At 63.4% G+C, this 19349-nt stretch carries 14 protein-coding genes, 3 tRNA genes and 1 pseudogene; 7 read left to right on the plus strand and 11 right to left on the minus strand.

Annotation, left to right across the window (positions count from 1 at the left end; genetic code table 11):
* Positions 1-28: 28 nt before the first annotated feature.
* Together ACNFIA_RS07195 and ACNFIA_RS07200 are read left to right on the plus strand one after the other, a co-directional pair.
* Positions 29-199: a DUF3094 domain-containing protein gene (locus ACNFIA_RS07195; RefSeq protein ID WP_065084249.1), complete on the plus strand. Its 171-nt coding sequence runs from the start codon at positions 29-31 to the stop codon at positions 197-199.
* 53 nt (positions 200-252) lie between these two features.
* Positions 253-1551: an NAD(P)/FAD-dependent oxidoreductase gene (locus ACNFIA_RS07200; protein WP_416783652.1), complete on the plus strand. Its 1299-nt coding sequence runs from the start codon at positions 253-255 to the stop codon at positions 1549-1551.
* 249 nt (positions 1552-1800) lie between these two features.
* Here the strand turns inward: ACNFIA_RS07200 and cyoE are convergent, their stop codons facing one another.
* The 6 genes from cyoE to ACNFIA_RS07230 all read right to left on the minus strand — a co-directional run bounded on the left by cyoE (position 1801) and on the right by ACNFIA_RS07230 (position 7904).
* Entirely contained in the window at positions 1801-2688 is an 888-nt protein-coding gene (gene cyoE / locus ACNFIA_RS07205; RefSeq protein WP_065084247.1) for a heme o synthase, read from the minus strand.
* 11 nt (positions 2689-2699) lie between these two features.
* A complete protein-coding gene (gene cyoD / locus ACNFIA_RS07210) occupies positions 2700-3062 on the minus strand; it encodes a cytochrome o ubiquinol oxidase subunit IV (protein WP_169890160.1) in 363 nt (120 codons plus the stop codon).
* Positions 3062-3691: a cytochrome o ubiquinol oxidase subunit III gene (gene cyoC, locus ACNFIA_RS07215; RefSeq protein ID WP_015475724.1), complete on the minus strand. Its 630-nt coding sequence runs from the start codon at positions 3689-3691 to the stop codon at positions 3062-3064. The genes cyoD and cyoC overlap by 1 nt, the downstream gene beginning before the upstream one ends.
* A gap of 3 nt (positions 3692-3694) precedes the next feature.
* Positions 3695-5674 (minus strand): cytochrome o ubiquinol oxidase subunit I, encoded by a 1980-nt coding sequence (gene cyoB / locus ACNFIA_RS07220; RefSeq protein ID WP_416783654.1) that lies wholly within the window; start codon positions 5672-5674, stop codon positions 3695-3697.
* A gap of 6 nt (positions 5675-5680) precedes the next feature.
* Complete coding sequence (cyoA, locus tag ACNFIA_RS07225; protein ID WP_169890157.1) at positions 5681-6661, minus strand: ubiquinol oxidase subunit II; 981 nt, start codon at positions 6659-6661, stop codon at positions 5681-5683.
* A 922-nt stretch (positions 6662-7583) separates the two neighbouring features.
* Positions 7584-7904: a hypothetical protein gene (locus tag ACNFIA_RS07230; RefSeq protein WP_416783656.1), complete on the minus strand. Its 321-nt coding sequence runs from the start codon at positions 7902-7904 to the stop codon at positions 7584-7586.
* 29 nt (positions 7905-7933) lie between these two features.
* On the opposite strand from ACNFIA_RS07230, the gene ACNFIA_RS07235 reads away from it, so the two are divergent.
* From ACNFIA_RS07235 to ACNFIA_RS07245, 3 genes and pseudogenes are all read left to right on the plus strand, one after another.
* Positions 7934-9376, plus strand: a complete 1443-nt coding sequence (locus ACNFIA_RS07235; protein WP_416783657.1) for an Ig-like domain-containing protein — start codon at positions 7934-7936, stop codon at positions 9374-9376.
* Positions 9373-9609 (plus strand): annotated as a pseudogene (locus ACNFIA_RS07240) (Ig-like domain-containing protein); the annotation flags it as partial. The gene ACNFIA_RS07235 and the pseudogene ACNFIA_RS07240, both read left to right, overlap by 4 nt.
* On the plus strand, positions 9501-10592 hold the full coding sequence (locus ACNFIA_RS07245; protein WP_416783759.1) for an Ig-like domain-containing protein: 1092 nt from the start codon (positions 9501-9503) through the stop codon (positions 10590-10592). The pseudogene ACNFIA_RS07240 and the gene ACNFIA_RS07245, both read left to right, overlap by 109 nt.
* 30 nt (positions 10593-10622) lie before the next feature.
* Here ACNFIA_RS07245 and ACNFIA_RS07250 read toward each other — a convergent pair whose 3' ends face one another.
* The 4 genes from ACNFIA_RS07250 to ACNFIA_RS07265 all read right to left on the minus strand — a co-directional run bounded on the left by ACNFIA_RS07250 (position 10623) and on the right by ACNFIA_RS07265 (position 13786).
* On the minus strand, positions 10623-12959 hold the full coding sequence (locus tag ACNFIA_RS07250; protein WP_416783659.1) for an Ig-like domain-containing protein: 2337 nt from the start codon (positions 12957-12959) through the stop codon (positions 10623-10625).
* Positions 12960-13542: 583 nt separating this feature from the next.
* Positions 13543-13618 (minus strand) — tRNA-Lys (locus ACNFIA_RS07255).
* A 6-nt stretch (positions 13619-13624) separates the two neighbouring features.
* Positions 13625-13701, minus strand: a tRNA-Pro gene (locus ACNFIA_RS07260).
* Between the two features lie 9 nt (positions 13702-13710).
* A tRNA-Asn gene (locus tag ACNFIA_RS07265) sits at positions 13711-13786 on the minus strand.
* Between the two features lie 215 nt (positions 13787-14001).
* Between ACNFIA_RS07265 and ACNFIA_RS07270 the strand changes: the two genes are divergently transcribed.
* Positions 14002-16302, plus strand: coding sequence for a DUF1631 domain-containing protein (locus ACNFIA_RS07270; RefSeq protein WP_416783661.1), 2301 nt, complete (start codon positions 14002-14004; stop codon positions 16300-16302).
* Positions 16303-16313: 11 nt separating this feature from the next.
* The gene (locus ACNFIA_RS07275) at positions 16314-16667 is read left to right on the plus strand and encodes a PilZ domain-containing protein (RefSeq protein ID WP_169888755.1); all 354 of its coding nucleotides are present in this window, start codon (positions 16314-16316) and stop codon (positions 16665-16667) included.
* Positions 16668-16780: 113 nt separating this feature from the next.
* On the opposite strand, the gene clpB is transcribed toward ACNFIA_RS07275, so the two are convergent.
* Positions 16781-19345, minus strand: coding sequence for an ATP-dependent chaperone ClpB (gene clpB / locus ACNFIA_RS07280; RefSeq protein ID WP_259759281.1), 2565 nt, complete (start codon positions 19343-19345; stop codon positions 16781-16783).
* Positions 19346-19349 lie beyond the last annotated feature (4 nt).

Here is a 19349-nt window from a genome sequence, read left to right on the forward strand (position 1 = left end):
TGCAGGACATTATAAACGGAGGCCGCCCATGCCCAGTCGCCTGAGCCCCGAAGACCAGCAGAAGGTCGATCAGTACCTCAGCTCCCCCGTCCACCAGGTCCAGCGTGCGCCGTTCAAGCCCTGGCTGATGATGGGTGGCTTGCTCGCTGTGGTCATCGCCCTGGGTTTGCTGAGCCGCCTCCTGGCCTACCTTGCGTGAGCGCCGTGCCGCCACGGGCCGATACAGGATTCCTTAAGCTATGAGAATGCACCATGTCCCATCGTATCGTGATCGTCGGCGGCGGCGCCGGCGGGCTGGAGCTCGCGACCCGTCTCGGCCGCACCCTGGGTAAACAAAGCAAGGCGCGCATTACGCTCGTCGACGCCAACCTCACCCACATCTGGAAACCCCTGCTGCACGAAGTGGCCGCCGGCTCGCTCAACTCTTACGAGGATGAGCTGAACTATGTCGCCCAGGCGAAATGGAACCACTTCGAATTCCAGCTCGGCCGTCTCACCGGCCTGGACCGCGCGAGCCAGCGCATCCAGCTCGCCGCCACGCTCGACGAGCAGGGCGAGGAGCTGGTGCCGGCGCGCGCGCTGGACTACGACACGCTGGTCCTGGCCATCGGCAGCACCACCAATGACTTCGGCACCCAGGGCGCTGCGGATCATTGCATCTTCCTGGATACCCGCGAGCAGGCCGAGCGCTTCCACAAGCTGCTGCTGACCCATTACCTGCGCGCCCACGCCGGGCAGGACAAGGACGATCAGATCAGCGTCGCCATCGTCGGCGCCGGTGCCACGGGGGTCGAGCTGTCGGCGGAACTGCACCACGCCGCGCAGGAGCTGGCGGCCTACGGCCTGACCGGCATCCAGCCGCAGAACATGCGCATCACCCTGATCGAGGCCGGCCCGCGCGTACTGCCGGCGCTGCCCGAGCGCATCAGCCGCCCGGTGCACCAGACGCTGGAGAAACTCGGCGTGCGCGTGCTCACCGGTTCGGCGGTGCAGGAGGTGACTGCGGACGGGCTGCGCACGGCGGTGGGCGAGTTCATTCCGGCGAGCCTGAAGGTGTGGGCGGCGGGCATCCGCGCGCCGAGCCTGCTCAAGGAAATCGACGGCCTGGAGACCAACCGCATCAACCAGTTGGTGGTCCGCCCTACCCTGCAAACCACCCGCGACGACAACATCTTCGCCTTCGGCGATTGCGCCGCCTGCCCGCTGGGCGATGGCAGCGAACGCAACGTGCCGCCACGCGCCCAGGCGGCGCACCAGCAGGCGTCGCTGCTGGCCAAGGCCATCGTCGCGCGTTTGGAGGGCAAGCCGCTGCCGGAGTACCGCTACACCGACTATGGCTCGCTGATCTCGCTGTCGCGCTTCAGCGCGGTGGGCAACCTGATGGGTAACCTGATGGGCAGCGTGAAGCTCGAGGGCTGGCTGGCGCGGATGTTCTACGTGTCGCTCTACCGCATGCACCAGATGGCGCTGTACGGGCCGTTCCGCACCGCGCTGCTGATGATCGCGGACCGCATCGGGCGCAGTACCGAGCCGCGCTTGAAGTTGCATTGACCGGCTGGCGATCGCGGACGGAGTCCGCTCCTACGCGCGAGGCGCATACGCCTCACCTGTAGGAGCGGGCCATGCCCGCGATCGCGCGCATGGCGCGCTCCTACAAAGGCAGCCCCGAACGCCAAAGCTGCCGGGGAACACTGTTCGCGAGCAAGCTCGCTCCTACGAAGAGCGGTTCCAAGCCCGATGAAATGCCAGGCACAAAAAAGCCGCCCCGAAGGGCGGCTTTTTCGTTGCAGCGAAGCAGCCTTACAGCGCCGCCAGCATCGACTGGGCCGGGATGGCCTGGAAGTCGATGGACATCATCAGGCTCAGCACGCTGATCGCGATGATGGAGAAGGCGAACAGCTGGCGGGCCCAGCGGCGGTCGTCTTCGGCACTGAAGCCTTTCACCGCGATGAACAGCCACCAGGCGCTGACGGCCAGCGCCACCACCAGGTATCCGTAGCCGGCGAAGCCGGTCACGGTCAGCAGCAGGGTCGCAAGACCAAAGGCCAGCACGTAGTAGAGGATCTGCTTCTTGGTCGCTTCGATGCCCCGCTCCACCGGCAGCACGGGAATCCCGGCGGCGCGGTAGTCATTGAGGCGGAAGATCGCGATGGCATAGCTGTGCGGCATCTGCCAGAGGCAGAAGATCAGCAGCAGCACCGCCGCGCCCATGTCGAAGTGACCGCTGGCGGCGCAGTAGCCCACCACCGGCGGCATGGCTCCGGAGAGACTGCCGACCAGCGTGCCGTAGACGGAGCTGCGCTTGAGCCAGAGGCTGTAGAGCACGACGTAGACGAAGAAGCCGAACGCGGCGAGCAGGGTCGCCTGCACGTTGGTTTTCCACGCCAGCAGGCCGAAGCCCGCCGCGCCGAGCACCACACCGTGGGCCAGGGCGGCCTTCAGCGAGATCTGCCCGGTCACGGTGACACGGCTACGGGTACGCTCCATGAAGCGATCGATGTCGCGGTCGATGCAGTTGTTGAACACACAACCGCTGGCAACGACCAGGGACAGGCCGATCACGGTAGCCAGCAGCAGCATCGGGTCAACGCTGCCGCGGGCGGCGAGGAAGTATCCCCCCGCCACCGCGATCAGGTTGCCGAAGATGATGCCCGGCTTGGCGACCAGGAGATAACGCTTGAGTTTCACGGCATCGGCCCTCAGGGCATCGGCATCATCAGGCTGTCTGCGGTGTAGATGATCCACAGCGACAGACCGACCACCAGCAGGATGATGATGGCGGTGAAGATGAATGCCATCACGTTCCAGCGGCCTTCGGAGCTGAAGTTCATGTGCAGGAAGCAGATCAGGTGCACGACGACCTGGACCAGGCCCAGGATCACCATGGTCAGCAGGGTGGCGTGACGCGAGAAGCCGCCGTCGATGACCATGTAGAACGGAATCGCGGTCAGGATCACCGAGAGCACGAAGCCGATGGCGTACGAACCCAGGCTGCCGTGACCGGCGCCGTGGTTGTCGTGGCCGGCACCGTGGGAGTCGTGATGATGTGCAGCAGCGGTCATTACAGAGCCCCCATCAGGTAGACGACGGTGAAGACGCAGATCCAGACGATATCCAGGAAGTGCCAGAACAGGCTCAGGCACATCATGCGGGTGTTGTTCTGCGCGGTCAGGCCACGGGTGCCGATCTGCGCCATCAGCACCAGCATCCACAGCAGGCCTGCGGACACGTGCAGGCCGTGCATGCCGACCAGGGTGAAGAAGGACGACAGGAAGGCGCTGCGGCTCGGGCCGAAGCCTTCGACGATCAGGTGATGGAACTCGTTGAGTTCCATGCCGATGAACGCGGCGCCGCACAGGAAGGTCACGCCCAGCCAGGCGATGGCCTTGCCCTTGGCACCCTTGTGCGCGGCCAGCATGGCCAGGCCGTAGGTGCAGGAGGAGATCAGCAGGATCGCGGTTTCGACGGCCACATAGGGCAGCTCGAAGATGTCCTTGCCGCTCGGGCCGCCGGCCGTGTGGTTGACCAGCACGGCGTAGGTGGCGAAGACGCTCGCGAACAGGATGCAGTCGGTCATCAGGTACAGCCAGAAGCCGAAGACCGTCATGCCGCCGCTGTCGTGGGCGTGGTCATGGTCGTGCGCCGCTTCGTGCGTATCGACCAGGTGTTGATTCAGTACTGCCGTAGACATCGCTTATACCTGCGCAGTGGCGAGTTTCTGGAAGTTGGCGTTTTCGATGCGCTCGATCTCATCGGGCTGGACGTAGTAGTCCAGGTCGGTGACATAGCTGCGCACGATGACCGAGGCGATCATGCCGACGAAGCCAACGCCCACCAGCCACCAGATGTGCCAGATGGCGGCGAAGCCGAAGATGAAGGCGAACAGCGCGATGGAGAAACCAGCGGCGGTGTTCTTCGGCATATGGATCGGTGCATAGGCCGGCAGCTTGCGGTACGCGGTACCGGTCTGCTTCATCTCGTGGAACGCGTCGATGTCGTTGACCTTCGGCAGTTCGGCGAAGTTGTAGTACGGCGGCGGCGAGGAAGTGGACCACTCCAGGGTACGGCCGCCCCACGGGTCGCCGGTCACGTCGGCCAGCTGCTTGCGGTTCTTGATCGACACGAGCAGCTGGATCAGCTGGCAGGCGATACCGAAGAAGATCAGCACGGCACCGAAGAACGCCACCACCAGGTACGGCTTCCACATTGGGTTGTCGTAGTGGTTCAGGCGACGGGTCATGCCCATGAAGCCGAGGATGTACAGCGGCATGAAGGCCATGTAGAAGCCGACCAGCCAGCACCAGAAGGAACGCTTGCCCCACTTCTCGTCCAGGGTGAAGCCGAAGGCTTTCGGGAACCAGAAGACGAAGCCGGCCAGGTAGCCGAACACCGCGCCACCGATGATGGTGTTGTGGAAGTGGGCGATCAGGAACAGGCTGTTGTGCAGCAGGTAGTCAGCGCCCGGGATGGCCAGCAGAACGCCGGTCATGCCACCGATGGTGAAGGTGACGATGAAGCCCAGAGTCCACAGGATCGGGGTGGTGAAGCGCAGGCGGCCACGGTAGATGGTGAACAGCCAGTTGAACAGCTTCACCCCGGTCGGGATGGAGATCAGCATGGTCGCAACGCCGAAGAAGCCGTTGACGTCGCCGCCCGAACCCATGGTGAAGAAGTGGTGCAGCCACACGGTGAAGCCGAGGAAGGTGATCGCGGCGCTCGCCCACACCATCGAGGTGTAGCCGAACATGCGCTTGCCGGCGAAGGTGGCGGTGACTTCGGAGAAGATACCGAAGGCCGGCAGGATCAGGATGTACACCTCAGGATGGCCCCAGGCCCAGAAGAGGTTGATGTACATCATGGCGTTGCCGCCCAGCTCGTTGGTGAAGAAGTGCATGTCGAAGTAGCGGTCCAGCGACAGCAGGCCCAGGGCCGCGGTCAGGATCGGGAACGACGCAACGATCAGGATGTTGGCGAAGGTGCAGGTCCAGGTGAAGATCGGCATCTGCATCAGCTTCATGCCGGGGGTGCGCATCTTGAACACGGTCACCAGGAAGTTGATACCCGTGAGCAAGGTACCCATACCCGATATCTGTAGCGCCCAGATGTAGTAGTCCACACCCACGCCCGGACTGTAGGCCAGTTCGGACAGCGGCGGGTAGGCGACCCAGCCGGTACGGGCGAATTCGCCCAGGCCCAGCGAGACGTTCACCAGCATGGCGCTGACGACCAGCAGCCAGAAGCTCAGGGAGTTCAGGAACGGGAACGCCACGTCGCGCGCGCCGATCTGCAGCGGCACGGCCAGGTTCATCAGACCGGTCATGAAGGGCATGGCCATGAAGATGATCATGATCACGCCGTGAGCGGTGAAGATCTGGTCGTAGTGTTCCGGCGGCAGGTAGCCGTGGTTGGCGCCTTCAGCCAGCGCGAGCTGGCCGCGCATCATGATGGCGTCGGCGAAGCCGCGCAGGAGCATGACCAGAGCGACGATGATGTACATCACGCCGATTTTCTTGTGGTCGATGGACGTCAGCCATTCGGTCCACAGGTAGGTCCACTTGCGGTAGTAGGTGATCGCGCCGACTACGCCGAGGCCCAACAGGGCGACGACGGCCAGCGTGATGACGATGATCGGCTCGTGATACGGCACGGCCGACAGTGTCAGTTTCCCGAACATCTGCGGTTACTCCTGGCTCGGATTCATTTGCATGCCCTGCATGCCTTGCATGTTGCTCATGTCGTGGCCCGCCATGGCGGCCTCGTCATGGGCTGCTTCGCCGTGCTCGCCCTTGGCCTGCTCGGCTTTCGCCATGGCGTGACCGGCGTGTTCCCACTTGTTCAGCACGTGGGAGAACAGCTCGGGGCTGACGGTTGCGAAGTAGGTCGCCGGGACGTTCTCGGTCGGCTTCACCAGCTCCGGGTACTGATCCAGGTTCAGGGTCTGCGGCGAGGCCTTGACCTTCGCAACCCACTCCTGGAAGCCCTGCTCGGAGGTGGAGATGGCCTTGAACTTCATGCCCGAGAAGCCGCCGCCGCTGTAGTTCGCGGAGATGCCGTCGAACACGCCTTCTTCGTTGGCGATCAGGTGCAGCTTGGTGAGCATCCCGGCCATGGAGTAGATCTGGCTACCCAGCTGCGGGATGAAGAACGAGTTCATCACCGAATCCGAGGTGATCTGGAAGTTCACCGGGGTATCTTTCGGGAAGGCGATTTCGTTGACGGTGGCGATGCCCTGTTCCGGGTAGATGAACAGCCACTTCCAGTCCAGCGAGATGGCCTGGATGGTCACCGGCTTGACCTCGGAGTCCAGCGGACGGTACGGGTCCAGCTTGTGGGTGCTCTCCCAGGTGATCCAGCCGAGCACGGCGATGATCAGGCAGGGAACCAGCCATACCACCAGCTCGATCTTGGTCGAGTGCGACCAGTCCGGCATGTAGGTGGCCTTGGTGTTCGAAGCCCGGTATTTCCAGGCGAACCCGAGGGTCATCAGGATCACCGGCACCACCACGATCAGCATCAGCAGGGTTGCCGTGATGATCAGGGACTTCTCGTCGGCGCCAACCTGCCCTTTCGGGTCGAACAGCGCCATGTTGCAGCCACCGAGCATCAGCATCGGCAGCAGCGCAAGTCTCTTCAAAATTCCTGTGTACTGCTCTTTTTTCATCTTGCGGCCTTAGTGGATGAAAATCGCCTCACCGCCCATGAGCCTTCGCCACGCATTGCTCGACGACTCGTTACCCGCGACTTTTCCAAGCCGCCTGCCAGGGCTGTCATGGATTCACGAACGCGGCCGCAAGGATTCCAGGCAAAGGGAGGTCGCCCGGTCTTCGCGATGCGAAACCGATTTCGTCAGCTGATTCGTTCCGTGTTATTCAGCGTGTGGTGTCTGGACTGGCGGCTCGTTGAAGCGCGCGCGTCGCACACCGGATGCACGAGCGGATTGCCCGACTCGTCTTATGACAGGAGCCCACCGATGGCAGCCCCCTGTTGTTATGCCGCTGCACCACAGGGTGAACACTGGCAATGATCTGCGTCAGTGCGACTCAGCGATTTGGGGGTAGGAAATGGACGGCGGATATTACAAAGCATTTCAGAAACCCCTTTCAAGGCCCCGCCCTTTCATTTTTAACAAGATATTTTCTCAGCCCACGAAACAGTCACAGTTCTGACTGATCGCAAAATGATCAATTCACCGAGTCTTTGTGAGGCTAAGTCCTGCCGGCCAGTGCTTCCGTCGGCGAGCCATCGGGCAGCGTCGAAGCGGCGAAGGACGCGGCTTACAGCCAGCCACGGGTAGCCCGAGACAGACCGCCAACACCTTCGGCAAAGACCTTGCCATGATGGTGATCAAGAACCCTTGCGAATGTGACGAACTGCCGCTGCGCACCCTGCGACACATCGACGCACAGGAGCATTCGCAAGGGAGAAAGTCATTCAATTTATGACGCGCGTGCAGGAAAAATCGGCGTCTTCTCGGCATGCCCGCCCTGGCTTCAGGGACGAGTTCCGCCACCATGACCGCCGGGGCGGGCATGCCGGAAGTAACGCAATGGATCAGGCGGAAACGGTCACAGGACCGCGGGCAATCAGCGAGCGCTAGCCTCGCTGCCCGGCGCCAGCCAGGCCATCAGGCCGCTGGTTTCCGCGCGGATGCGCAGATCGCTGGCCTTGGCGTTGTAGTAGGTATCGCACGCGGCGATCTGGGCAGAGTAGTACTCGTTCTCGGCGATCAGCACATCCAGCAGGGTGCGCTTGCCCAGGTGGTACCACTGGTCATAGAACATCTTGCGCACCCGATCGGACTCCACCAGCAGCGACTTGTAGTCATCGACGCGCGAGGCGGACAAATCGCGTTGCTCGACCAGGTTGCGGATGAGGTATTCGGACTCGCGACGCGTCGACTCCATCTTCTCTTCCGCCGCATTGGCCCGCGCATATGCCGCGCGCTGATACCACCGCGCCGTCCAAGCCGACCATCGACGAGGTCTATGACGACGTAGGTTCGATCCAGGGCCCGGTTGCCAAGGGCGGCGTAACCGACGACCCGTGCCCGACCCTCTCCGGCAAGGCGGAAGCGGGCTCCAAGGTCACGGTCTACGACAACAACAAGGTGCTGGGCAGCGTCACCGCGGACAATGAGGGGCACTGGTCCTACACCCCCACCACGCCGCTCAACGAAGGCCCGCACGACTTCACCGTCGATGCGACTGACAAGGCTGGCAACACCAGCCTGAAATCAGACGTCTTCAGCATCATCACCGACTACACGCCGCCTGCCGCGCCGCTCATTACCGGCGTGCTCGATAGCGTGGGCGAAGTGACCGGCAATATCGAAAGCGGCGGTATCACTGACGACCCGCGTCCGGTCATCAGCGGCAAGGGCACCGCGGGCGACACACTGATCGTCTACACCCACGACGTTACCGGTGATCGTGAAATTGGCCGCACCACTGTTGGTGCCGATGGCACCTGGAAACTGCAGCCGACCACCCCGTTGGTCTCGGGCCTGAACCAGCTGACGGCAGTGGAAATGGACCCGGCCGGCAATACGTCCGTCCCCAGTGCCAAGTACAGCTTCACGCTGGACATCGCGCCCCCGGCGCCGCCGGTGATCGAGAACGTCCTGGACGACGTCGGGCCGTACACCGGCTTCCTGCAGAAGGGCGCCATTACCGATGACAACCAGCCGACCTTCAGTGGCACCGCCCAGGCGGGCAGCACCGTCAAGCTGTATGACACCGACGGCACCTTGATCGGCAGCGGGCAGGCCGATGCGAAGGGCCACTGGAGCATCACTACCAGCACACTGGCCGACGGCCTGCATGAGGTGACCGCGACTGCCACCGATGGGGTAGGCAAGGTCAGTGACCCGACCGGCATCTGGCCGTTCACCGTCGATACGACCGCGCCGGCCAACACCACGCTGGTCGTGACCGACAACGTGGGCGATGAAACCGGCCCGTTGCACAACGGCGATACCACTGACGACAACCGTCCGGTGTTCACCGGTGATGCCGAACCTAACGGCAAGGTCATCCTCTATGACAACGGTAATGAGCTGGGCCGCGCGGATGTCGACGCCCAGGGCAAGTGGAGCTTCATCCCTACCACAGCGCTGAAGGACGGCGATCACTCGTTCACCACCGTCGTGCTGGACCAGGCGGGTAACAGCTCCGGCCCGGGCAACAAGCTGGATGTGACCGTCGATACCTCCAAGCTGCTGGTGTCGATCACCTCGGTGGTCGATAACGTCGGCAGCATCACCGGCAATATCACCAGTGGTGGCGAGACCGACGATACCCGTCCGGTCATCAACGGCACCGGCAAGGTCGGCAGTACCGTGACCGTCAAGGACGGCGAAACCACGCTGGGCACCTGAAGCCGGGCGATACCACCGATGATGATCAGCCGAAGATCAGCGGTACTGCCGAAGCCAACAGCAAGGTGGAGATCTATGACGGCACCCTGAAACTCGGCACCGCGCTGACCGATGCCAGCGGCAACTGGTCGTTCACCCCGACCAATCCGCTCGGTCGCGGCGATCACAGCATCACGGCCAAGGCCATCGACGCCGCCGGCAACGTCAGCAATCCGTCCGACAAGTTCGACTTCATCGTGGACACGGGCAAGATCACCACGGCAACTGGTCCTTCACGCCGACGTCAGGCATCAGCGAAGGCAAGCACGACTTCACCGCCACGGCGACTGACGAGGCGGGCAACACCAGCCCGAAATCCGACGTCTACAGCATTACCACCGACTACACCGCGCCGGCGCAGCCGACCATCGATTCGGTCTATGCCGATGAAGGCTACGCCATCGGTAACATCGCCAATGGCGGCGACACCGATGACCCCACGCCGGTCATCAGTGGCAAGGCGGAAGCCGGCAGCACGGTGGTGGTCAAGGACGATGGCAAGGAAATCGGCCGTGTGACGGCCGACAAGGACGGCAAGTGGAGCTTCACTCCGACCACGGGCCTGCCGGAAGGGGTACACAAGCTGACGGCGGAGGCTACCGATGCTGCTGGTAATACCAGCGTCCCGTCCGAGCGCTATGACTTCAGTGTCATACCGAACGGGGACGACTATCCCGCTACGGTGGATACCAAGTCGCCCGTCACCAACTACACCGTGGTTCTGGATACCTCCGGCAGTATGTCGGGGACCGGCATCACGTCGGCCAAGACCGCCCTGCTCAACATGATGAATACCATCGTCAGCATGGGTGCCAAGGCGACGCTCAACCTGATCACCTTTGCCGACTCGGCTACTGACAAAGGCACGTTCACCTTCTCCAAGGCGACCGATACGGGGTACACCGACTTGCTCAAAGTCGTGAATGCCCTGAGCGCCGTGGGCGGTACCAACTACGTGTCGGCACTGACCAAGGCGACGGCGAACATCACGGCGGAAATGACGGCGGGTACCGTCGCCAACAAGCAAGTGTTCTTCATTTCCGACGGTAACCCCACGACATCGCCCACCGCGGCCCAGCTCACCACTTGGCAGAACCTGATGGCCAACCCGCCGGGCGGCAACTCTTCCATTCCGGTGACCACCATCGGCTTGGGGAGTGGTATCTCCGATGACTAACTACGTCTACACCGGCGTCGACAGTGCTGGTCATACCCAGACGGCCACATTGCATATCAATGCCCTGGTCGACAACAACATCACTGGCGCCATCGTCGTGCAAGCGATGGGCAAGGACAGCGGTGCGCTCCACGCTCCGACCATCACCAGCATTCCAAAGGCGGACGACGGCCTGCTGACCTCCACCGAAGCCAACACCGCGGTGGACATGGTGGTGTCGCCGTTGTACAGCGGCCCGGTCTTTTCACCGATGTCGTCGAGGATGACCAGGTTCTTCACGTTGTCCGGGGCGACTGTATCCACGGTAAATGGCCAGACGCCGGTCGGCTCGCTGGCCTGCCCCACGCTGTTGGTAGCGGTGGCGGTCACCTCGTGCAGGCCGTCGGCCAGCTTGTCGGTGGTGATGCTCCAGTTGCCCTTGGCATCGGTGACGCCGCTGCCGATCAGCTTGCCGTCGTCATACAGCTTGATGGTGGTGCCAGGCTGCGCGGTGCCGTTGAAGGTCGGCTGGTTGTCGTCGGTGACGGCGCCCTTCTGCAGGAAGCCCTGGTAGGGGCCGACGTCGTCATAGACGTTGACGATGGTGGGCGCCGCGGGCGCGCCAGTATCGACGGTGATGCTGTACGGCTGGCTCGGCACGGTCTGGTTGCCCGCCACGTCCACTTCCACGGCGGTCAGCACGTTGAGGCCGGAAACCAGCGGCAGTTCGGGCTTGAGCGACCAGGTGCCGTCGCTGCCCACGGTCGCTCGGCCGATTTCGTGGTTGCCGGTGCTGTCCTTGGCATAGACGATGACGGTGTCGCCGGCGGTACCGGTACCGCTGATCACCGGGTGGGCATCGTCGGTTTCGCCGCCATTGGCGATATTGCCGGTGATCTCGCCGACGCTGTCGAGCACGCCGGTGATGGCGAGGTCATGGTAGTTCGGCGGGGTGGTGTCGATGGTCAGGTCGAGGGTGCCCGGCTGGCTGGTATTGCCGGCGGCGTCGGTGGCGACGGCCTCGATGTGGATCGGACCTTCGGGCAGTACGCGGGTGGGCACCACGGACCAGTCGCCATTCTCGTCGGCTTTCACCTGGATGACTTCGCCGGTTTCCTTGATGGTGACGGTGACCTGCGAGTTCGCCTCGGCCTTGCCGACGATCTTCGGTTTGGTGTCGTTGGTGATGTTGTCGCCCTTCACCCCACTGTCGGAGGCTGGGTCCAGCCATACCTGCGGCGCATCCGGGGCGATGGTGTCGACGATGGCCGGCAGCTTGACGGTGGTTTCGTTACCGGCCGGGTCCCGCTCGGTAATGATGATGTCCACCGGGCCCTCGGGCAGCCCCTGGCTGGGCGGGTTGGCCGTCCACTTGCCATCCGGGCCGACCGTGGTGGTGACCTTCTCGCCAGTGGGGAACTCGATGATGATGGTGTCGCCCGGTTCACCGGTGCCGGTGAGGGTCGGCGTATTGCTCGGCGAATAGAGATCGCCACCGTTTTCGACACCGCCGACGATGGTGGCGACCGGGTCGGCAGGCGGGACAGTATCGACGGAGAAGTCGAGCACATCCACCGGCGCACTCGGCTTGCGCCCGGAGACTTCCTGGATCACGGTGAACTTGTGTTCACCATCGGGCAGATCAGAGGTGGGCGTGAAGGACCAGGTGCCATCCGCGCCGACCTGGGTGCTGCCGACCTGGGTGCTGCCGATCTCGGTGCCGTTGTCGTAGAGGCGGATCACCGCGCCGGCCATGCCGCTGCCGGTAACGGTCGGGCGGGCGTCGTCGGTCACGTCACCGTTGGCCAGTTGCCCCTGGATCGGGCCGACGTCGTCGATCACCTTGATATTGGTCGGCGCAGGGCTGGTGCGGGTCTTATGACCGTCGTCGCGGTTGTGGTCGATGACGGCCGCCGTGGCGGCGCCAATGCCTGCCAGGCCGAGCAGCCAGGGCCACAGTACGAAACCCGCGGTCTCATCGAAATTGGAGGCCAGATAGGGCGCACCATCGCCCAGGGAATCCCCGCCCAGGGCGATGGGCGCCGATTCGCCTTCATTCAGCAACAGCGGGCCGTAGTAGCCTTCACCGTCGGTACGCACGTAGGCGTACAACTGGCCGTCTTCCGCGACGCCGTAGAGCTGGCTGTCCATGCCCTCGGCGAAGAAGTCCTGGATGGTCAGGTCGGGTGTATCGCTGCCCTCGAAGAAGACCTGCAGGTCCTTGCCGTCCCGCTGGACGGTAGCGTTCTCGGGCGATACATCGCTGTTGATCACCTGCAGCAGGTACTTGGTGCCCGCTGCCGCCTTGATCTTGCCCCCCGTCTTGACCGTCACTTTCTCGGCTGCATTCGCGGTAACTGCGACCAGAGCGACTTTTTCGACTTCCATATGGATCTCCCCCTCAAGAAACTCAATGTGAGAGGGCCAGAGTAAATTTCCTAAACGCGCGGGAAGATCGGACCACGCCGACGAAGCCAGGGCACGTTGCGCTAAAAAAAGTAAAAATTTCCTAGGCTCGGAAATGGCTCAGGAAAAATGCCGTTGAATGTGAGAAATCGGCGCGGAAAACCGTTCACTTACATCAACTGGACATCCAGACGTTGGCCATTACGCCTGTTGTTTTTTCTGAGGAAGAACGACAAAACCCGAAACCGTCTGACGGATTTTCCGAGCGGTACCGCAGATATCTACCGCCCGAGCCATGGCTTTTCCTGCCGAATCGCCTGACTGAATAGATGCCGCTACGCCCATATCGGTCTGGGCGCCACGGCCAGCCTGCCGACAGCGGCAGTTCGCTTTCCGCAGGTCAGCGTCACCGGAGGAAAATGGCGTCCTCGATGGGAGGAAGTGATAGCAGGCGAAAGGCATCAGCCGAAAAATGAGCAAAAAAAACCCGCCGTGAAGGCGGGCTTTTTTACTGAAGTGGCATTGCGTCCACTTCCTGCATCCGGCGAACCAGACGTCTTGAATATGGTGGGTCGTGTAGGATTCGAACCTACGACCAATTGGTTAAAAGCCAACTGCTCTACCGACTGAGCTAACGACCCAAATTTTGGTCGGGGTAGAGAGATTCGAACTCCCGACATCCTGCTCCCAAAGCAGGCGCGCTACCGGACTGCGCTATACCCCGCTTGGAAGTTGGCTCCGCGACCTGGACTCGAACCAGGGACCCAATGATTAACAGTCATTTGCTCTACCGACTGAGCTATCGCGGAACGACGAGCCTTCCAATCTCCTCTACTTTCTTCCGGCTTCACCGGATTCCCGCATCAGAGGCGCGCCATTTTACGTATATCGAAACGCCTGTCAACACTCTGATCCAAAAAGTTTTTCTCTGCTTTGCAGGCGACCGGGCTGGTTGCTATATCTGCATGGAAACCATGAGTGATCCACCGCGGGTGCAGACGGGGCGATCACGCACAGGATGGCCATGAGCAACAAGGACACCCCACCGCCCTCCCCCATCGCCAGCCGGGTCATCCAGCCCCGCTTCGGCGAACTGGTGCAGGGTTGCCGCCAGTTGGCGATGAATCACCTCGCCGAACTGCTGGGGCATGTCTTCGCGCAGGTGGACGACACGTTGTTCGAATGCGCCGAGAAGGCCGAGAACAATCAGGTCCAAGCCTTGTTCTTCGACGCCATGCGCGAGGTTCGCCGCGAGCGGCCGAATCTCGAACGCTCCTATCACCAACGCATCGCCAAGGGCCTGAACGACTTCCTCGAGGGCAAGCTGCCGGCAGTGGCGCCGCTGGAGGAGCTGGACGTGGACCAGTTGACCCTGGTCGGCAACGATGAATACGAAGAGACGCTGCTGGTGACCAACATGGTCAACCAGGTGCGCGCCCAGTGCGCTCAACTGCTCTTCGCCCTTGATCAGCGCCTGGCACTGCTGAACAACGGCAGCAAGCTGGGCGAGGAGCGCAACCCGTTCGGCCCACAGGCGATCGCCCAGGCGTTCCGTGACACCCTGGCGGGCAGCGCCTTTGCGCTACGGGTCAAGACCATCCTGTATGTGCTGTTCGATCAGCAGGTCATGCAGCATCTCCAGCCCTTGTATGAGCAGCTGAACAAACGCCTGGCCGACGGCGGCATCCTGCCGAACCTGAAATACCGGCCCCAGGGCCAACGCCCGGCGGCCGCGCCAGCGCCGCGCACGACCGAGGCCCGGGAAAGCCCTTCGGCGGCAGACGGCGGCCGCTCCGCGCCATCGCCCTATACCGCCAGCGACCTGCCGGACATGCCTCCCGGCGACCGTAATGCGCTGTTCAGCGGCCTCGCCGTATTGCTTGCCGAGCACCGCCGGCGGGGCAACAAGGCCACGCTGTTCGGCAACACCCAGAGCATTGTCAGCTTCGGCCCGAGTTCTGCCAGCACGACCTACAGCGCCAATGAACTGCTCGAGGCGCTGAACCGGCTACAACGGGAGTCCGCCCAGGAGCTAGCCCAGCGTCTGCGCCGGCCGCAGCCGGTCGATGCACTGAAGGCCGACCTGCAGCGCCAGCTCGAAGCCGGCAGCGCGCAGCCGAAAAGCACTCGCCTGACCGACCAGGAAGCTGACGTCATCGACCTGGTGGGCATGGTCTTCGACTTCATCCTGGATGACGAGAACCTGCCCGATAGCTGCAAGACCACCCTCTCCCACCTGCACACGCCGTTCCTCAAGGTGGCGCTGCTGGACAAGCAGTTGTTCACCCAGCACCACCACCCCGCGCGCAAGCTGCTCAACGCCATGGCCCAGGCCGGCGTGCTCTATGGCGGCGAGGGCGAGGAGCGCGCGCTGCTGGCGAAGATGCACTGGGTGGTCGAGCGGGTGATCCAGGATTTCGCTGGCGACCTGTCGTTGTTCGACAACCTGCTGGGCGAGTTCAACGAGTACGTCGCCAACCTTCGGCAGAAGGTCGAGCTGCGCGAGCGCCGCGCCATGGAGGCCGCCCGCGGCCGCGACCGTCTGCTGGCAGCACGGGAACAAGCGCTGGAAGCCATCGCCCGGGTGACCCAGGGCCGCGAGCTGCCGGAACTGGTACGCCACTTCCTGGAAATGAGCTGGTGCGATGCCCTCACCTTTATCGTGCTGCGCAGCGGTGAGCACAGCGACGAATGGAAGCGCGCCTGCGAAGTGGCCGAACAACTGGCCTGGAGCGTGACGCCGCTGGACCCAGCCGGCCGTGAACACCTGCAAGCGATCCGCCTGGCCCTGCTGGAAGAGCTGCGCAAGGGCCTGGAGGTCCTGGGCGGCTACCACGAGGCCGGCATCCGCCGCCTGCTGCAGGATCTGGTGGCCTGCCAGCAGGCGATCCAGGCGCAGCAGCCGCAAATCGCGGCCCAGTTCAAGCAGGAACTACCGCAGAGCCCGCTGGGCGCAATGCTCGGGGCCGAGGGCCATACCCTGGTCAAGCCCGACGGCGAAGTCCTGTCAGAACGTGCGAAGAGCTTGATGAAAGAGCTGAGCCACTTGGAGTTCGGCGCCTGGTTCGAGTTTCACGACACTACGCCGGCGCGCCGGCTCAAGCTGTCATGGTTCAGCCCCACCACCCACAACTACATGTTCGTCGACCACACCGGGCAACGGGTGGCGGTCAAACCGATCGTGCAATTGGCTCAGGAGATGGAAGCGGGCAAGGTCCGCCTGGTGCCGCCGGAACAGTCCGCCCCGCTGATGGATCGCGCACTGGGCGCGATCTACCGGGTTCTGCAACGCTTGATGACCGGGCGCACCCCGGCACAGACCTGAAGGAGCCGTCGATGAGTGAGCGTCGCCAGCATAGCCGGCAGCAGACCGGGCTGACCGTGGAAGTCTTCGACCGCCACTCCGGGCGCAGCCTGGGCCGGCTCGCCGACCTGTCCGCCGAGGGTTTCATGCTCTGCGGTGTGGACGTGCCGGACGCCGATTCCGTCTGGGACTGCCAACTGGTACCGGCGCCGCCGCTGGACGAGATCGGCGAAATCCACCTGGGTGCCGACTGTTTGTGGAGCCGCGCCGGCGCGGATGGGCAGCTGGGCTGGGCGGGATTCCACATCATCGATATCGCCGAGGACCAGGCGGAGTTGATCGAACAACTGCTGGTCCTGCTGGGTGGAGCCCGCGACACCGGCTGACCGCCGAAACACCTGTAGGAGCGCGCCATGCGCGCGATCGCGGGCATGGCCCGCTCCTACAAGGAGCCAACGAAAAAGCCCGCCAATTGGCGGGCTTTTTCGTGGAGCACGGATCAGGCGAAGACGATCTCGTCGTTCTCGACCTTGGCGTGGATCTTCGCGCCCGGGTTGAACCTGCCGGCCAGGATCAGCTGCGCCAGCGGGTTCTCGATCCAGCGCTGGATCGCGCGCTTGAGCGGCCGCGCGCCATACACCGGATCGAAACCGACGGCGATCAGCTTGTCCATGGCGTCGTCGCTCAGCTCCAGGCTCAGCTCGCGCTCGGCCAGGCGCTTGCGCAGGCGGCCCATCTGGATCTGCGCAATGCCGGCGATCTGCTCGCGGGCCAGCGGTTCGAAGACCACGACTTCGTCGATCCGGTTGATGAATTCCGGACGGAAGTGGGAATTCACCGCATCCATGACCGCCGCATGCTGGGCTTCACGATCACCGACCAGCTCCTGGATCTGCGCCGAACCGAGGTTCGAGGTCATCACCACCACGGTGTTGCGGAAGTCCACGGTACGCCCGTGGCTGTCGGTCAGACGGCCATCCTCGAGCACCTGCAGCAGCACGTTGAACACGTCCGGGTGGGCCTTCTCCACTTCGTCCAGCAGCACCACGGAGTATGGCTTGCGGCGCACGGCTTCGGTCAGGTAACCGCCCTCTTCATAGCCGACGTAGCCCGGCGGCGCGCCGATCAGGCGAGCCACGGAGTGCTTCTCCATGAACTCGGACATGTCGATGCGCACCAGCGCTTCCTCGGTGTCGAACAGGAACTCGGCCAGAGCCTTGCACAGCTCGGTCTTGCCCACGCCGGTCGGGCCGAGGAAGAGGAACGAGCCGCTGGGGCGATTGGGGTCCGCCAGGCCCGCACGGGAGCGGCGCACGGCGTTGGAAACCGCCACCACGGCCTCGTTCTGGCCGATGACGCGCTTGTGCAGTTCGTCTTCCATGCGCAGCAGCTTCTCGCGCTCGCCTTCGAGCATCTTGGACACCGGGATGCCGGTCCACTTGGCGACGACCTCGGCGATTTCCTCGTCGGTCACCTTGTTGCGCAGCAGCTGCTTCTCGGTCTGGCCGTGCTGGTCGACCATCTGCAGGCTGCGCTCCAGGTCCGGAATGGTCTGGTACTGGATGCGCGCCATGGTTTCCAGGTCGCCCTTGCGCCGCGCGGTTTCCATTTCCTGCTTGGCCTGCTCGATCTTCTGCTGGATCTGCGCGGAACCCTGGACCTCGGCTTTCTCCGACTTCCAGATCTCCTCGAGATCGGCGTACTCGCGCTCGAGCTTGGCGATGTCTTCTTCCAGCTTGGCGAGGCGCTTCTTGGTGGCCTCGTCGTCTTCCTTCTTCAGCGCCTCGCGCTCGATCTTCAGCTGGATCAGGCGGCGGTCCAGGCGATCGAGTTCCTCCGGCTTGGAGTCGATCTCCATGCGGATGCGACTGGCGGCCTCGTCGATCAGGTCAATGGCCTTGTCCGGCAGTTGGCGGTCGGTGATGTAGCGGTGGCTGAGCTTGGCCGCGGCGATGATCGCGCCGTCGGTGATGGTGACGCCGTGGTGCACCTCGTAGCGCTCTTTTAGGCCACGCAGGATGGCGATGGTGTCTTCCTCGCTCGGCTCGTCCACCAGGACTTTCTGGAAGCGGCGCTCCAGGGCGGCGTCCTTCTCGATGTACTGGCGGTATTCGTCCAGCGTGGTGGCGCCGACGCAGTGCAACTCGCCACGAGCCAGGGCTGGCTTGAGCATGTTGCCGGCGTCCATGGCGCCTTCGGCCTTGCCGGCGCCGACCATGGTGTGCAGTTCGTCGATGAACAGGATGATCCGCCCTTCCTGTTTGGACAGCTCGTTGAGGACCGCCTTCAGGCGTTCCTCGAACTCGCCGCGGAACTTGGCGCCGGCGATCAGCGCGCCCATGTCCAACGCCAGCAGGCGCTTGTCCTTCAGGCCATCGGGCACTTCGCCATTGACGATGCGCTGGGCCAGGCCTTCGACGATGGCGGTCTTGCCGACGCCGGGCTCGCCGATCAGCACGGGGTTGTTCTTGGTACGGCGTTGCAGGACCTGGATGGTCCGGCGGATTTCGTCGTCACGGCCGATCACCGGGTCGAGCTTGCCGTCCTCGGCGCGCTTGGTCATGTCGACGGTGTACTTGTCCAGCGCCTGGCGCGAGTCCTCGGCGTTCGGGTCGTTCACCGCCTCGCCGCCGCGCAGGTTGGCCACCGCGTTTTCCAGGGCCTTCTTGGAAACGCCCTGGCTGGTCAGCAGCTTGCCGAGCTTGGTGCTGTCGTCCATGGCCGCCAGCAGCACGAGCTCGCTGGAGATGAACTGGTCGCCTTTCTGCTGGGCCAGGCGGTCGGCCTGGTTGAGCAGACGCGCCAGGTCCTGCGACAGGTTAACGTCGCCGGTGGGGTTCTGGATCTTCGGCAGCGCGTCCATCTCCTTGTTGAGCGAGGCGCGCAGCGCAGGGATGTCGAAGCCGACCTGCATCAGCAGGGGCTTGATGGAGCCGCCCTGCTGCTCGATGAGCGCGGACAGCAGGTGCACCGGCTCGATGGCCGGGTGGTCATGCCCAACGGCCAGGGACTGGGCATCGGAGAGTGCAAGCTGGAGCTTGCTGGTCAAACGGTCGATTCGCATGAGG

The sequence above is a fragment of the Pseudomonas sp. NY15437 genome, from assembly GCF_048068435.1.
GTDB classification, from domain to species: domain Bacteria; phylum Pseudomonadota; class Gammaproteobacteria; order Pseudomonadales; family Pseudomonadaceae; genus Pseudomonas; species Pseudomonas nitroreducens_B.